Source organism: Oceanobacter sp. 4_MG-2023, assembly GCF_030689165.1.
In the GTDB taxonomy this organism is placed as follows: Bacteria; Pseudomonadota; Gammaproteobacteria; order Pseudomonadales; family Oceanobacteraceae; genus Oceanobacter.
Genome location: NZ_JAUYVV010000021.1, coordinates 1 through 16294, shown reverse-complemented (window position 1 = coordinate 16294; position 16294 = coordinate 1). Strand labels below are relative to the sequence as shown.

Sequence of the window (16294 nt, the reverse complement as noted above, 5' to 3'; positions counted from 1 at the left end):
GAGAAATAGCATGAAAGCATTTACTGTACACACCGGCATCGTAGCGCCAATGGACCGGGCCAATGTCGATACCGACATGATCATACCGAAGCAGTTTCTGAAATCGATCAAACGCAGTGGCTTTGGCCCTAACCTGTTTGACGAATTGCGTTACCTGGACGAAGGCCAGCCGGATGCAGATAACAGCGGTCGGCCATTAAACCCCGATTTTGTTTTGAACCAGCCGCGTTACGCGGGGGCTTCCGTGTTGATTGCACGGGAAAACTTCGGTTGTGGCTCCAGTCGTGAGCATGCGCCCTGGGCACTGGAAGATTTTGGTTTCCGCGTGGTGATTGCCCCTAGTTACGCCGATATCTTTTACAACAATTGTTTTAAAAATGGTTTGCTGCCGATTGTATTATCAGAAGCGGTTGTGGATGGCCTGTTCAAGGCGGTATCCGGCAGCGAAGGCTATGCGCTGACCATCGATCTGGAAAAACAGTTGATTCTGACTCCTGATGACCAGGATATTCCATTTGAGGTGGATGCTTTCCGTAAATACTGCTTGCTGAATGGTTTTGATGATATCGGGCTGACCTTGCAGGATGCGGACGATATTCGCCAGTACGAAGCGGCTCGCCGTGAATCATCCCCCTGGTTATTTAACGCGGGTTAATACAGGTCAAGGGTCCGGATCGATCGTCGAACTGGGCTGGTTGTGAATTTTACGGTGGCGGCGGGTAGCCGGTGCCACCGTCAGTAACAGGACATAATAATGAGCAAGAAAATTCTGGTGTTGCCAGGTGATGGTATTGGCCCTGAAATTGTCGCGGAAGCCGTCAAGGTGCTGGAAGCCGTCGATCGTCGTTTTAACATGGGGCTGGTGATTGATCATGGTCTCGTTGGTGGTTCGGCATACGACGCTACCGGTTTCCCGCTGCCTGAAGACAGCCTGAACAAGGCGCTGGCCGCAGATGCCATCCTGCTGGGGGCTGTGGGTGGCCCCAAATGGGACAAGCTGGAAGACCGCTCCAAGCGCCCGGAGCAAGGGCTGCTGGATATCCGCAAAAATCTCGGCCTGTTTGGCAACCTGCGTCCGGCCATCCTGTACCCGCAGCTGGCGGATGCTTCAACCCTGAAACCGGAAGTGGTCTCCGGGCTGGATATCCTGATTGTACGTGAACTGACAGGCGGCATTTATTTTGGTCAGCCACGGGGTGTACGGACACTGGAAAATGGCGAGCGTGAAGGCTACAACACCTACGTCTATAACGAATCCGAGATCCGTCGTATCGGTCGAGTGGCGTTTGAATCAGCCATGAAGCGCAACAAAAAGCTCTGCTCGGTTGACAAGGCCAACGTACTGGAAGTGACCGTGCTGTGGCGCGAAATCATGGAAGAAATGTCAAAAGACTATCCGGAAGTCGAGCTGTCGCATATGTATGTCGACAATGCCGCCATGCAGCTGGTACGTGCTCCAAAACAGTTCGATGTACTGGTTACCGGCAATATGTTTGGCGATATCCTGTCCGATGCCGCCGCCATGTTGACCGGCTCTATCGGCATGCTGCCTTCTGCCTCGCTGGATAAAAACAACAAGGGTATGTACGAGCCGTGTCATGGTTCCGCGCCGGACATTGCCGGTCAGGGCCTTGCTAACCCGTTGGCAACTATCCTCTCGGTGGCCATGATGCTACGGTATAGCCTTGATCAAGGTGTCGCTGCAGATGCGATTGAAGCGGCTGTCAGCAAGGTGCTGGATCAGGGACTGCGTACCGGGGATATCTTCTCGGAAGGCATGACCCGTGTCAGCACCAGTGAAATGGGTGAAGCCGTATTGGCAGCCCTGTAATCTGGCGGCATACCCGGGGGTAATGTCCGGGTATACTGTGACTGGTCAGATAACCCGGATACCCGTTTGGAATGCAAACCGCGCCTGTCGCGGTTTTGCTGTATCAAGAACAAGGTAAAAACACATGTTAAAAACAGGATTGGTTGGTTGGCGCGGTATGGTGGGATCCGTACTGATGCAGCGGATGGAAGAAGAGGGTGATTTCGCCCTGATTACCCCGCAATTTTTTACCACCTCCCAGGCAGGCAAAACAGCACCGACTCTGGGTGGCAAGGATAACGGCGTACTGGCAGATGCCTACGACCTCTCCGCCTTGGCAGCGCAGGATGTCATTATCAGCTGTCAGGGGGGGGATTACACCTCCAAAGTGTATGCCGCTTTGCGTGAGACCGGCTGGCAAGGCTACTGGATCGATGCCGCCTCCTCTTTGCGTATGGCAGACGACGCCATTATTGTACTCGACCCGGTCAATGCCAGTGTGATTGACCAGGGCCTCGAAGACGGCATCAAAACCTATGTCGGCGGCAACTGTACCGTCAGTCTGATGTTATTGGCACTGGGTGGTCTGTTTGAGCAAGGGCTGGTGGAGTGGGTTGCCCCCATGACCTACCAGGCAGCTTCCGGTTCCGGTGCCCAGCATATGCGCGAATTAATTGCGCAAATGGGCGCCATTCATTCCAATGTTAGCGATAAACTCGACAATCCCGCTACTGCTATTCTGGATATCGATCGTCAGGTATCCGAATTTATCAATAGTGATGAATATCCCAAAAATCATTTTGGTGTACCGCTGGCCGGTAGTTTGATTCCTTATATCGATTCACAACTGGATTCCGGTCAGAGTCGTGAAGAATGGAAAGCCCAGGTAGAAGCCAACAAGATTATGGGGAGTGGGCATAATCCAGTGCCTATTGATGGCCTTTGTGTACGTGTTGGTGCCATGCGCTGCCACAGTCAGGCAATGACCATGAAGCTGACCCGTGATATTCCTGTGGCCGAAATTGAAGCCATTCTGGCGTCTCATAATGAGTGGGTGAGTGTCATTGCCAATGACCGTGATGTCAGTATGACGGCATTAACTCCGGCAGCCGTTACCGGCACGCTGAATATACCGGTAGGCCGCATTCGCAAGTTGAATATGGGGCCAGAATATATTTCTGCGTTTACCGTTGGTGATCAATTACTCTGGGGGGCGGCAGAACCTTTACGCAGAATGTTGCGGATTTTGTTAAACCGTTCATAGAAATTGATAAATAAAAGCGGACGAGTGTCCGCTTTTTCATACGCAACATCTCGAGTACGTCATAAACCTTTCATACATATCAGTTTTGTTGACGCATATCGGCCGCAACGATTGCGCCAGAACCGGTTATCCTTGATACTTGGATTTGATTATCCTCCGCCAGTATTAGTGCTTGCTGACGGATTTGATATCCGTAAATTTTTGATTAATCAGGGCTATAAAGCCGTAAAGTGACAACCAAGGATGCATCAATGAAGCGCCTATTTGCGAATGCCTTGCTGCTGGTCGGAAGCTTGACCGTGTCAACTCAGTTACTGGCCTTGGGACTGGGAGAGTTGACGCTCAAGTCGGCGCTGAATCAGCCTCTGGCTGCCGAAATAGTTCTGGTCGATTCAGAAGGTCTCTCTGAATGGGAAATCAAACCGGTACTTGCCAGTGCCGAAGCCTTTGAACGCTCCAACGTCGAACGTTCCTATTTTCTTACCAAAATAAAATTTCAGGTAGTGGGCGACAAGATTGTCCTGACGACCCGGGATTCGGTTACCGAGCCTTTTCTGAATTTTCTGGTTGAGTTGAACTGGCCATCCGGCCGTGTCGTACGAGAGTTTACCGTATTGCTCGACCCTCCTACTTTTGCGGAAGAAAGTTATCAACCGCTGGTATCCACACCAACCAGTACGGCTACCGCTACTGGCGGTGCAGCCAGCGCGCCAGCGGCCGCCAGCCGTCCAGCGGCCCCAACCAATCGACCTGCGCCGTCAAATCATAATAATGCGGAACAATGGCAAAGTGACTCTGGCGCACCGGGTACTTACCGGGTACAGCCGAATGACACCCTGTGGGCCATTGCTCTGGCTACCCGGCCCGATCCCCGCATTACACCGCAACAAATGATGGTTGCCATCCAGCAGCAGAACCCGGATGCCTTTATCGGTGGCAACATCAACCGCCTGAAAACCCATCAGGTATTGCGTATTCCAGACTCTGAGCAAATTCGTACCATCAGTTTTGATGATGCCGTTTCCGAAGTGGCACGTCAGAATCAGGAAATTGCCGGTACCGCGCAACTGGATGCAACCGGGCGAGCAGCAACCACGCCATCTGCCCGTGCAACATCAACCGGTGGTGAAGTACGCCTGGTATCGGACCGCGGAGAACAATCCGGTTCTGCCGGTGCCAGTGGTGAGATTGTCGGTCGTGGTGATGGCCGCCGCGAAGCACTGGAAAATGATCTGGCAATCGCACTGGAAACCCTGGATAAAAGCCGCCGTGAAAACAACGAACTGGTAGACCGGCTTGCCTCTCTGGAAGAACAGATCGCAGCTCTGCAACGTCTGGTCAGCCTGAAAGACGACCAGCTGGCCAACCTGCAAGTAAACGCCGGCCAGGACAATGAAACCAGTGCCCTGGCAACACCGGCCAGCGAAGCAGACACCACTCCGGCTGCTGGCGCGATTGAGCGCAGTGAGAGCGTCGCCGATAGTGCTGAAGGTGCTGAAGGTGCTGATACAGAGCCCAAGCCGGACACTGCCGCTGCCGCCGTTGAACCCAAACAACCCAAGCCGGAAATGGCAGAGCAGCGCCCTAAACCTCGGGTGATTCCGCCACCGCCAGCGCCAAGCATGATCGATCGCATTCTGCAGGATCCGATCATGTTGGGTGGCGTATTGGCTGTTCTGTTGTTGCTGATCGCTCTGATTTATTCGCTGATGAAAAAACTCCTGGCAGGCAAGGCTGCTAAAAAAGCAGCCGATGACGATGCGGAAGCCGCATTGTTACAGGAAGCCAGTGAGGAAGTGGCCGCCGCCGCTTCACCAAGCGAGGATTTTGACCACTTCAACTTCGATCAGGGCAGCAGCAGTGGTGACAGCGGTGTGCAATTGGGTGACCACCTGTTTGATGATGATGCGCTGGATATTTCAACCGACAGCCTGGATGCACCGGATGAATTACTGACCGCTGTGGATGCCGATATTGCCTATGGCCGTTTTGATGAAGCACGGAGCAAACTGACTCCAGCCGTAGAATCCCAACCCGGGCGCACGGATCTCAGCCTTAAACTGCTGGAAGTGTTGGCTGAACTCAACGATGACAGCGCCTTTGCCGATGAAGAAGCACGTTTGTTGGGCTTCGGCTCAGATGACGATATTACGCTTGCAGAGCAGTTCCGCTCCCGCCTGAGTAATCCGATTGCACCGTCTACCCATGCTCTGTCTGGTATATCGCTTGATGATCTGGACATGGAATTTCAAAGTGAACTGGACAACACTGCGACGACAGCAGAGGCAGAGACTCCCGTCACGGATATGGAAGAAAGCATCGATATCATGCCTGTGCTGGGTGACGATGCGATGGATTTCGAAACCGCGCTGGATCAGGGCGACGATATCGAAGCCGACCTTCCGGCCGCAGATGACAACGGCATGGACTTTTCACTGGATAGCCTGGCGGATAGCGACGAGCACCATACCGACGAGATCACGATTTCTGCCGACGACCAGGGTGTGGAATTTGATCTCTCTGCCTTTGAAGACAGTAGTGAAGAACTGGCTGCCGAGCCGGAAACAGAAGTCAGTGAGCCAGAACACGACAATCTGATGGATTTTGATGTGTCAGACGACCTGCTGGCCGAGCTGTCAGAAGAGCCTCTGGAAAGCGACGCATCTGCCGGGCTGTCGGATGATAACGTGATGGAATTTGATCTGGATGGCTTGGATGTTCCAGAACTGGGCGAGGTTGAAGAAGAAAGCCTGGCGGATACTGATCACGGCAGCGATGACAACGTACTGGAATTCGACGTTCCTGAGCTGGATATCCCAGAGCTGGAAGTAGAGGAAGATAACAGCTCAACGGCTGACGATGAAGAAAGCAGCGGTTTTGACCTTCCAGTTGTGGAAGCCGACGACGACGCGGTTGCTGATGATGAACTGGAAATGTTGGCATCGGCGACAGAAGCCACCAGTGCCAGCGATAGTGCTGAAGAGTTGACAGACGATAACCTGATGGAGTTTGACCTCGACAGCCTGGAAGCGGAACTGGATTCGCTGGATGCGATGACAGACCTGCCCAAGTTGAGCGAAGAAGACCTGTCTGGTGCCAGAATGCTGGTCAACAGCGACGACAGTGATGATGAACTGGCGTTGCCGGAACTGGGCGAGCTGGAAGAATTCGCAGAGGCTGAAGCCGCTGGGTCTGACGATGCGGCAGAAGAAGCCGTGGATGAGTTGTCTGAGCTGGATATGGAGCTCGATGATTTTGACCTGGCCGAGCTGGAAGACGAGGCCAGCGCTGACAGTGCTCCAGAAACACTGGAAGACTTGCCAGAGTTGGGCGACCTTGACGATATACCGGAACTGGAAGCCGTTACGGAAACAGAACTGCCAGTAGCCGCCGTGGAAGAGGACGCCGCAGAGGATGAATTGCCACCTCTGGATGATCTCGAAGAATTAACGTTTGATCTGGAATCTGAAGCGCTGCCGGAACTGGCCGACCTGGAAGAAGCACCAGAAGAGCCAGCCGGTGAAAGTCTTGACGAGATGGATATTCCATCATTCACCGCAGACTCGATCAACCTGGATGAACTGGCAGAAACAGAAGATGAATTTGCCTACTTGTCCGGTACTGATGCCAACGACACCAAGCTGGATTTGGCACGAGCCTACGTTGATATGGGTGAGTCCGACAGTGCCAAGGAACTGCTGGGCGAAATTGTTCAGGAAGGTAGCGACCATCAGAAGCAGGAAGCCCAGAACTTGCTGGATTCGCTGACCTGATCCATGTCTGATACCTATCGTTATGCTGCCATCGTGGAATACAACGGCGCTTGTTTCCACGGTTGGCAGAAGCAGAAACACCACAATGAACCCACGGTTCAGGCCGCACTTGAGGCGGCTATCTCCAAGGTCGCCAATCACCCGGTTGAGATTGCCTGTGCAGGGCGTACCGACGCCGGTGTGCATGCAACCCGTCAGGTTATCCACTTCGATACCACTTCCAAACGCAGTGATTATGGTTGGCTAATGGGGATTAACACCAATACGCCAGCCCAGATCTCGTTGCAGTGGATTGGCCAGGTCGATACGGATTTTCACGCCCGTTTCAAAGCCCAGGCCCGTTGTTATCGTTACCTGATCAACAACAGCCAATACCGTCAGGCACTGCAATATGAGCAGTTAACCTGGTGGCGTTATCCGTTGGATGCCGACCGTATGCATCAGGCTGCCCAGTTGTTGTTGGGTGAGCACGACTTTTCTTCTTTCCGGGCCAAGGATTGCCAGGCCAAAACCCCAGTCAAAACCATGCACCGTATCGAAGTACGGCAATGGGGTAATCTGATTATGCTGGAGCTGGAGTCAAGCGCCTTTCTATACCATATGGTGCGTAATATCGTTGGCTGCCTGATTCCTATTGGCGAGGGCCATCAGCCGGTCGAATGGATGACCGAGGTACTTGAAGCCAAATCCCGCCTGGCCGCCGGAGTGACAGCCCCAGGGGATGGTTTGCATTTTGTTGGGGTACGTTACCCGGAGCAATTTGATATTCCCAGCCAGCCCTTTGGTCCGTTACTGTTAGAGCCTGTACTGGCGTTGACTGACGGCTGAACCAGACCTTTGCAGGCCTGTTTTCTGCTACCATCGCCGGATTTATGCAGGAGCTTGCTGATGCCGACCTTACCCATGACCCGTACACGTGCCAAGATTTGTGGTATTACCCGTGCAGCAGATGCTCTGGCGGTTGTGAATGCCGGGGCCGATGCCATTGGCCTGGTGTTTTACCCACCCAGTCCGAGAGCGGTTGATATTACGCAAGCGGCTGCTATTGTGGCTATGGTTCCGGCGTTTGTTACGGTAACCGCTCTTTTTGTGAATCCGACTTCTGAACAAGTGCAAAGCGTTCTGGATGTCGTTAGAATCGACCTTATTCAATTCCACGGTGACGAAGACGATGGCTTTTGCCAACAATTCAACCGCCCCTATATCAAGGCAGTCCGTGTTCGGCAAGCGTCGGATATGGTGGAGGCGTGCGTGCGCTTCCCAGGTGCCTTGTCTCTGCTGCTAGACAGCTACAAACCCGGTGTTCCGGGTGGTACTGGCGAAACCTTTGATTGGTCGCTGGTGCCAGACGATTTAAACAAACCCATTATTCTTGCTGGTGGCCTGTCTCCCGATAACGTGGCAACCGCTATTCGCGATGTACATCCTTTTGCAGTGGATGTCAGCGGTGGCGTTGAGGCCAATGGTCCCGGAAACAAAGGCATCAAGGATGCCAGCAAGATTCAGGCATTTATGAATGAGGTGTATCGTGTCAACTACGAACAACACAACTTCTGAACAAAACGCACATGCTGCGGTATTAGACGCTAATCTGCCCGATGAGCGCGGCCACTTTGGTATTTACGGCGGCCGTTTTGTCTCTGAAACCCTGACCGCGGCGTTGGATGAGTTGCAAGCAACGTATCTGAAACTGCGTGATGATGAAGATTTCCAGAAAGCGTTTGATCACGACCTGGCGCACTATGTTGGCCGCCCGTCGCCGTTGTATTACGCCGAGCGATTGAGCGACCACTGTGGCGGGGCGCGTATTTTCCTCAAGCGGGAAGATCTGAACCACACCGGTGCCCATAAAATCAACAACACCATTGGTCAGGCATTACTGGCCAAGTTTATGGGCAAAAAGAAGATTATTGCTGAAACCGGTGCTGGCCAGCACGGTGTGGCCTCGGCCACCGTCGCTGCCCGTTTCGGCTTGGAATGCAAAGTCTTTATGGGCTCGACGGATGTTGAGCGTCAAAAGCTGAATGTCTATCGCATGAAGCTGCTGGGCGCTGAGGTGGAATCGGTCACATCCGGTACCAAAACCCTGAAAGACGCGATGAACGAAGCGATGCGTCATTGGGTGACCAACGTGGACGACACCTTCTATATTATCGGTACTGCGGCTGGGCCGCATCCTTACCCAATGCTGGTGCGGGATTTTCAGTCTGTTATCGGCCGTGAAACCCAAACGCAAAGCCAGGAACAGATTGGCCGTCAGCCAGATGCAGTCGTGGCCTGTGTGGGTGGTGGTTCCAATGCCATCGGCATGTTTTACCCTTATATCAAGCATCCGGAAGTAGCCATGTATGGCGTTGAAGCGGGTGGACTGGGGCTGGAAGGAGATGACCATGCCGCACCTTTGAGTAAAGGGCGTCCTGGCGTTTTGCATGGCAATCGCACCTATTTGATGGAAGACGACAACGGCCAGATCATGGGGACACACTCGATCTCTGCCGGTCTGGATTACCCCGGAGTTGGCCCTGAGCACTCCTGGTTGAAAGATGTTGGCCGTGCCCAGTATGTCGCCGCTACAGACAGCGAAGCCATTGAGGCATTCCACAAGCTGACACAGCTGGAAGGCATTATGCCGGCACTGGAGTCATCCCATGCCGTCGCTTTTGCGATGAAGTTGGCAGCCACCATGCCTTCCGACAAGGTGATTGTGGTCAACCTGTCCGGTCGTGGTGACAAGGACATTCATACCATTGCCACTCTTGATGGCGTGACTGCATAAGGACGGAATTCGATATGTCTCGTATAGCTAGTTTGTTTGCTGCCTTGAAAACCACGGGCAAAAAAGCCTTGATTCCCTATATCACTGCCGGTGATCCACAAAAGGACGCCACCGTTCCCATGATGCACACACTGGTGGACGCCGGTTGTGACCTGATTGAGCTGGGGGTGCCGTTTTCCGATCCGATGGCGGATGGCCCGACCATTCAATTGGCCTGTGAGCGGGCGCTGGAACATAACACCTCGTTACGTGATGTACTGGCGATGGTGGCGGAATTCCGCACTACTGACAGCACGACCCCGGTGGTGCTGATGGGGTATCTGAATCCGGTCGAAGCCATGGGTTATGACACCTTTGTAACAGCAGCGGTGACTGCCGGTGTTGATGGTGTGCTGCTGGTCGACTTGCCACCGGAAGAAGCCGTTGATGTTGACGCCATCTTCAAAAGTGCGGGTCTGGATATGGTGTACCTGATTGCACCGACCACGACCGATGAGCGTATCGAAGCCATTGGCCAGGCTGGCAGTGGTTATGTGTATTATGTCTCGCTAAAAGGCGTGACTGGCTCGAAAGCCCTGGATGTCGACGATGTTGAACGTAACTTGCAACGGATTCGCCAACACGTGTCTATCCCGGTAGGGGTGGGCTTTGGTATTCAGAATGGCACCACAGCCGCGGCCGTATCGGCCGTGTGCGACGGCGTGATTGTGGGGAGTGCGATCGTTAACCGTATCGCCGACAATGCCACCAACCCCGCCGAAGCTCAACGTCTGGTCGCCGCGCTGATGCAGGAAATGCGCAGCGCGATGGATCAGTAATAACCCGGTCGTAACCAAGAAGGATATTCAGGATGGCTGACTTCAGCAGTTGGAACGTCAAGCGTTGGCTCGAGCACCTGGAGTCGGTGCATCCTGCTGAAATTGATATGGGCCTCGACCGCGTCCGTACGGTCGCAGAACGGTTGGGCTGCTTGCACCCGGCCGGGCTGGTGATACTGGTCGCAGGCACCAATGGTAAAGGCACAACCTCAGCATTGATGAGTGCCTTGTTGTCACGTCAGGGATTTTCGGTCGGTTGTTATAATTCGCCGCATATTCTGCGCTACAACGAGCGTGTGTCGGTAAACGGCAACGATATATCGGATGCGGATCTGTGCCAGTCATTTGCACTGGTTGAACAGGCGCGTCAAGGTATCGCGTTGACCTATTTTGAATTTGGCACCCTGGCTGCACTGGCCTGGTTCAAACAACAGAATCTCGATGCCTGTGTCTTGGAGATTGGCTTGGGCGGGCGTCTGGATGCCGTCAATGTAGTGGACGCCGACTTGTCGGTCGTCACCAGTATCGGGTTGGATCACGAAGCCTGGCTGGGTAACGACCTCGATGTTATCGCCTATGAAAAATGCTCCATTGTCCGGCCAGACCGTTATCTGGTCTGTGGTCAGCCCATGCCTCCTGAGCGTGCTCGCACGACGGTAGAGGCGGCTGAAGGTTTATGGCTGGGGCGGGGCGAAGCCTTTGATATCACTGAGTGTGTGCAAGGGGGCGAGGCGGTTCTGAATCTGCGCTTTCTGCCGTGTCCGGATGAGGATACCTCGATGTCGTGGGTATTGCCGCGCGGATTTATTCCGGCGGCCAATATCGCCACTGCAGTACAGGCGCTGGCAGCGGTTGGCCATTTGATGCCTGAAGTGGAAGTGGTCAAAACCCTCAAGCGCCTGCGGGTTCCTGGCCGTTTGCAGGGCTGGCAGTGCCTGTGTCCGGATGGACGACAACTCAGACTGACGCTGGATGTTGCTCATAATGAACAGGCCGCTGCGTATCTGGCCACCCGAGAGCAAGAGGTGGATGGCATTCTGCTGGCCATGCTGGCCGACAAGCCGGTAGAAGCGGTGGTGCAGGCATTACCCGATACCACGCAGTGGACGCTGGCCGGACTTGATTGCCCGCGGGGACTGGATGTTGCCGGACTGGCACTGCGCTTCCACACCGTGGTGACGCAAGGCAGCGGCGTTGAGGTGACAGCTTGTACAAGGGTTCGTGATGCCCTGGAGCACTGGCAACAAACGGCCACTGCTGATGAGCATTGGCTGGTTGTTGGGTCTTTCTATACCGTTGAGCAGGCATTGACATACATTCATGCCCAGCAAAAAAGCGGAGAGTATGTATGGAAAAGCATCTGAACAAACGTATTCTCGGGGCCGTTGTCACTGTGCTGGCACTGGGTATCGCCGTGCCGATTGTGATCGATGGTTCCAGCCAGCGGCTAACGATCGATCAGGATATGCCGCCCATGCCTGATATGCCGGACTGGACGGAAGTCCAGAACCAGCAGCGTATTCGTATTGATCTGGAACAGCTGGCCAGTGGTGAGGCGGCGGCCCAGTTGCTGACGCCACAACCCGGTACCGCGGCGACGGAACCAACGGGTACGGCAACAGCAAGTACAGCAACAGCAAGTACAGAACAAACAGCAAAAACAGCGGCAGCAACGGCGCAACAAGGAACCGCAGCGGGTCATGGTGAGCCGGTGACGGGTGCCAATACCGTAGCGGCATCCACGGCCACGCCGGCTGTTACGCCTGCCCAAACGGCCAAGCCCGTTGCAGCGGAAACCGGGCAAGCCGATAGCGATGTCCTGGCCGGGCTGGATGACATGATCCCTGCGGCGGTCAGGAAGCAGCCGGATCGAGGCCATCTCGACGACAGTGGCTTGCCCTATGCCTGGGTAGTACAGTTGGGCGCTTTTTCTAGCGCTGACAATGCCATGGGCTTCCGGGATACGATACGTCAGCAGGGTTTCAAGGCCTTTGCCCGTACCGATGATGATGGTCTGACCCGTGTGTTTGCTGGCCCGGAGCTACAACAACAGCAGGCTGAAACACTGCGTAGTCAGCTGGAAAAAAAGCTGCAGCGCTCGGACCTTCGCATCAAACGTTTTATGGCGCGCTAACGCCAGGCTGGCCCATGAATGATTGTCTCAAGAGCGATTCATGCGGCTTGATTGCTACGGGAGATAGAATTTTTTCTGCTTTCGCTGGCGCAAAATGCCCACAAGCCGGTCTCTCCAGTTGTCGAAATCCATGCTAAACCCTATACTGCGCGCTTCTTTGAGTCTGCTACGAGAGCAAGATGGCCGTCGTTGATTGGGTAATATTGGCGGTGCTGGGAATCTCCAGCCTGATCAGCCTTAAACGCGGTTTCGTCCGGGAAGCCTTGTCGCTGGCTGTGTGGATTGGGGCGTTTGTGGTTGCCCGCATGTTCAGTGGTAATCTGGCCACGCTCCTGACTGATTATATTGAAACCAATTCATTACGCTGGATCGCCGCATTTGTCGTGCTCTTTCTGGGCACACTGGCTATTGGTGCCATGGTCAACCACCTGATTGTCGAGGTGGTGCGTCTGACCGGATTGAGTGGCACTGATCGTATCCTCGGTATGGTCTTTGGCTGTATCCGTGGACTGGTTGTTCTGGTCGCGATTGTTTATGGGTTGCAGCTTACCATGGTGCCGAAAGACCCTTGGTGGCAGCAATCAATGTTTATTCCTCACCTGGAAGTGCTGGCAGACTGGGCGCGTAATACGTTGCCAGGCGCAGCGAACCGGGTGATGTCCTCTATCCCGTCTGATTTCTGAGGTAATACGCGAATGTGCGGAATTGTGGGTATCGTCGCCAAGACCCATGTCAACCAGTCTATTTATGATGCGTTGACGGTGCTACAGCACCGCGGCCAGGATGCGGCAGGCATTGTCACCAGTGATCAGGGAAAGTTTTATCTAAGGAAAGATAATGGCCTGGTACGAGATGTATTTCGTACCCGCCATATGCAGCGACTGATTGGTCGTATGGGCATTGGTCACGTACGTTATCCGACGGCAGGCAGTTCCAGCTCGGCGGAAGCCCAGCCATTCTATGTGAACTCGCCCTACGGCATCGTACTGGCACATAACGGCAATCTGACCAACACCACCGATCTGGCCCAAGACCTCTACCGTGAAGATCTGCGGCATATCAATACCACATCAGACTCTGAAGTCCTGTTGAATATCTTTGCTCACGAACTGCAAGAACAAAAGCAGCTGGTGCCCACTCCGGAAATGATCTTCCGGGCGGTGCGTCGTGTGCATGAGCGTGTTCGTGGTGGTTACGCAGTGGTCGCCATGATCTGTGGTTATGGCGTGGTGGCCTTTCGTGATCCGAATGGTATCCGTCCGGCTGTTTATGGCCGTCGTGATACCGATACCGGCCCTGAGTACATGGTGGCATCGGAATCCGTCGCGCTGGATGCCCTGGGATTTCAGCTTGAGCGAGATGTTGAACCCGGTGAATGTGTTGTCATGACCGAAGCCGGTGAGATTTTCACCCAGCAATGCGCTGACAACGCCTGTCTGACGCCGTGTCTGTTTGAGCAGGTATACTTTGCCCGCCCGGACTCCATTATGGATGGCATCGCGGTGTATAAGGCGCGCCTGCGGATGGGGGAAAAACTGGCGGAAAAAATCATGCGGGAGCAGCCGGATCACAATATCGATGTTGTGATACCGATTCCGGATACCAGCCGTTCATCGGCGCAGGAACTGGCCAATCGGCTTGGCGTCAAGTACCGCGAAGGCTTTATGAAGAACCGCTATATCGGCCGTACCTTCATTATGCCAGGGCAGCAGCAGCGCAAGAAATCCGTGCGTCAGAAGCTCAACGCACTGGAGCTGGAATTTCGCGGCAAGAATGTCCTGCTGGTCGATGACTCCATTGTCCGGGGCACCACGTGCGAGCAGATTATTGAGATGGCTCGGGATGCCGGTGCTCTCAATGTGTATTTTGCATCGGCCGCCCCTGCGGTACGCTATCCCAATGTTTATGGGATTGATATGCCGGCCAAGGAAGAGTTTATTGCGCACGGCCGTACCACCGATGAAATTGCAACGGCCATTGGGGCTGACTGGCTGATTTACCAGGAACTGGATGACCTGATCAGTGCATGTCTGGAAGGCAGCAAAACGGCTGCGAAAGCATTTGATTGTTCGGTATTCAACGGTGAATACGTCACCGGCGATATTGATGACAATTATTTCCAGCGCCTGTCCGACTTGCGCAGCGATTCCTCCAAGGGAGGCCGCAAGGCCGCCAGTGCCAACAACGTAGCGATTGACCTGCACAACGAGGCAGAATCCTGATTATTTCGGTATTACAGGTGCCTGACACCTGAACCGAATCTGTATAACAGGGCAGCCTCCGCTGCCCTGTTGCGTTTTTAGGCCATGTTTTTAAGCCATAGAAAAGGCAGAAACCTGATGAATGATATTCACGACTTGTTGGCCCCTTATCAATCGGATCTGACCGATTGTGAAATGGAAACCCTGGCGGTTCGTGCGGGCCAGTACCGGACCCAGGAAAACGAACACTCCGAAGCGATCTTCCCGAGTAGCAGCTATGTGTTCAGCTCGGCCGCAGAAGCCGCAGCACGTTTTGCCGGAGACAACCCGGGTAACGTCTATTCCCGTTATACCAACCCGACGGTACGCACCTTCGAAGACCGCCTGGCGGCGATGGAAGGGGCAGAAGCCTGTGCTGCAACGGCTTCCGGTATGGCAGCTATTTATGCGGCGGCGCTGGCCCATTTGAAAGCGGGGGATCATGTCCTGTGCTCTCGCAGTGTGTTTGGCAGCACCATCGTTCTGTTTGAAAAATTCCTGCGTAAATTCAACGTTGCTATCGATTATGTGAATCCGGTTGATGTCAACGATTGGGCAGCACATTGCAAGCCGGAAACCCGGTTGTTTTTCCTGGAGTCTCCCTCCAACCCACTGGTTGAAGTCGCAGATATCGCTGCACTGTCGCAGGTGGCCCGTGACGCCAATGCCCTGCTGGTGGTGGACAACTGCTTTTGTACCCCGGTGATCCAGCAACCGCTGGCGTTGGGGGCCGATTTGGTGGTGCATTCCGCCACCAAATACATCGATGGCCAGGGCCGTTGCATGGGTGGTGCCGTACTGGGCAGCCACGAACTGATTGAACCCGTGATTGGTGTTTTGCGTTCCGCGGGTCCAACCATGAGCCCGTTTAATGCCTGGGTCTTTACCAAGGGGCTGGAAACACTCAGCCTGCGCATGAAAGCCCACAGTGAAAACGCCACTATCCTGGCCAACTGGTTGCAACAGCATCCGAAGGTGAAACAGGTCAACTATTGTGGCCTGGCATCCCATCCGCAGTATGACCTGATCCAGCAGCAGCAAAGTCTGCCGGGTGGCGTATTGTCGTTTGAAGTGGATGGCGGACGTGAAGAAGCCTGGCAAGTGATTGATGCCACCCGCATGATTTCCATCACCGCCAACCTGGGCGACGCCAAAACCACCATTACGCATCCGGGTACAACGACCCATGGGCGTTTGGCAGAAGAAGAGCGGCTGGCGGCTGGTATTACCCAAGGCTTGATTCGTGTTGCGGTTGGTCTGGAGAATGTGAACGACATTCGCAAGGATCTGGCCCGAGGACTGGATTCACTCTGACGGCATCCTGGTCACACAGACGGGGCTGCGGCCCCGTTTTTTTATGCCCAGATGTTGCAGAATGGCGTAGCGGAATAACTATTGGGGGCATCTATTTAATCCTGCACGGCTCTGCGCGAGTGTTGCCGTTGTTCAGAGCAAGGCGACGAATGCAGCGAAATGACG

13 protein-coding genes are annotated in these 16294 nt (G+C 54.2%); all 13 read left to right on the top strand.

Annotated elements, in window-relative coordinates:
• The first annotated feature begins 10 nt into the window (after window positions 1-10).
• The 13 genes from leuD (at window position 11) to Q8W24_RS13350 (ending at window position 16129) form a co-directional block, all read left to right on the top strand.
• The gene (gene leuD / locus Q8W24_RS13410; RefSeq protein WP_303434544.1) at window positions 11-655 is read left to right on the top strand and encodes a 3-isopropylmalate dehydratase small subunit; all 645 of its coding nucleotides are present in this window, start codon (window positions 11-13) and stop codon (window positions 653-655) included.
• Window positions 656-754: 99 nt separating this feature from the next.
• Window positions 755-1831 (top strand): 3-isopropylmalate dehydrogenase, encoded by a 1077-nt coding sequence (leuB, locus tag Q8W24_RS13405; RefSeq protein WP_305452410.1) that lies wholly within the window; start codon window positions 755-757, stop codon window positions 1829-1831.
• 124 nt (window positions 1832-1955) lie between these two features.
• Window positions 1956-3074 carry an aspartate-semialdehyde dehydrogenase gene (asd, locus tag Q8W24_RS13400; protein ID WP_303434546.1) on the top strand — a complete coding sequence of 373 codons (1119 nt, stop codon included), beginning with the start codon at window positions 1956-1958 and terminating at the stop codon, window positions 3072-3074.
• Between the two features lie 251 nt (window positions 3075-3325).
• Window positions 3326-6847, top strand: coding sequence for a FimV/HubP family polar landmark protein (locus Q8W24_RS13395; RefSeq protein ID WP_305475605.1), 3522 nt, complete (start codon window positions 3326-3328; stop codon window positions 6845-6847).
• Between the two features lie 3 nt (window positions 6848-6850).
• Window positions 6851-7675, top strand: a complete 825-nt coding sequence (gene truA, locus Q8W24_RS13390; RefSeq protein ID WP_303434548.1) for a tRNA pseudouridine(38-40) synthase TruA — start codon at window positions 6851-6853, stop codon at window positions 7673-7675.
• A 75-nt stretch (window positions 7676-7750) separates the two neighbouring features.
• Entirely contained in the window at window positions 7751-8404 is a 654-nt protein-coding gene (locus Q8W24_RS13385) for a phosphoribosylanthranilate isomerase (protein ID WP_305475619.1), read from the top strand.
• A complete protein-coding gene (gene trpB / locus Q8W24_RS13380) occupies window positions 8376-9623 on the top strand; it encodes a tryptophan synthase subunit beta (protein WP_370693334.1) in 1248 nt (415 codons plus the stop codon). The genes Q8W24_RS13385 and trpB overlap by 29 nt, the downstream gene beginning before the upstream one ends.
• A gap of 14 nt (window positions 9624-9637) precedes the next feature.
• On the top strand, window positions 9638-10441 hold the full coding sequence (gene trpA, locus Q8W24_RS13375; RefSeq protein WP_303434549.1) for a tryptophan synthase subunit alpha: 804 nt from the start codon (window positions 9638-9640) through the stop codon (window positions 10439-10441).
• 32 nt (window positions 10442-10473) lie between these two features.
• Window positions 10474-11805 carry a folylpolyglutamate synthase/dihydrofolate synthase family protein gene (locus tag Q8W24_RS13370; RefSeq protein WP_305475604.1) on the top strand — a complete coding sequence of 444 codons (1332 nt, stop codon included), beginning with the start codon at window positions 10474-10476 and terminating at the stop codon, window positions 11803-11805.
• Window positions 11790-12575: an SPOR domain-containing protein gene (locus Q8W24_RS13365; protein ID WP_305475602.1), complete on the top strand. Its 786-nt coding sequence runs from the start codon at window positions 11790-11792 to the stop codon at window positions 12573-12575. The genes Q8W24_RS13370 and Q8W24_RS13365 overlap by 16 nt, the downstream gene beginning before the upstream one ends.
• 179 nt (window positions 12576-12754) lie before the next feature.
• Window positions 12755-13258: a CvpA family protein gene (locus Q8W24_RS13360; protein WP_303434552.1), complete on the top strand. Its 504-nt coding sequence runs from the start codon at window positions 12755-12757 to the stop codon at window positions 13256-13258.
• 12 nt (window positions 13259-13270) lie between these two features.
• Window positions 13271-14797, top strand: a complete 1527-nt coding sequence (gene purF, locus Q8W24_RS13355) for an amidophosphoribosyltransferase (RefSeq protein WP_303434553.1) — start codon at window positions 13271-13273, stop codon at window positions 14795-14797.
• A gap of 117 nt (window positions 14798-14914) precedes the next feature.
• Window positions 14915-16129, top strand: a complete 1215-nt coding sequence (locus Q8W24_RS13350) for an O-succinylhomoserine sulfhydrylase (RefSeq protein WP_303434554.1) — start codon at window positions 14915-14917, stop codon at window positions 16127-16129.
• Window positions 16130-16294: the final 165 nt, after the last annotated feature.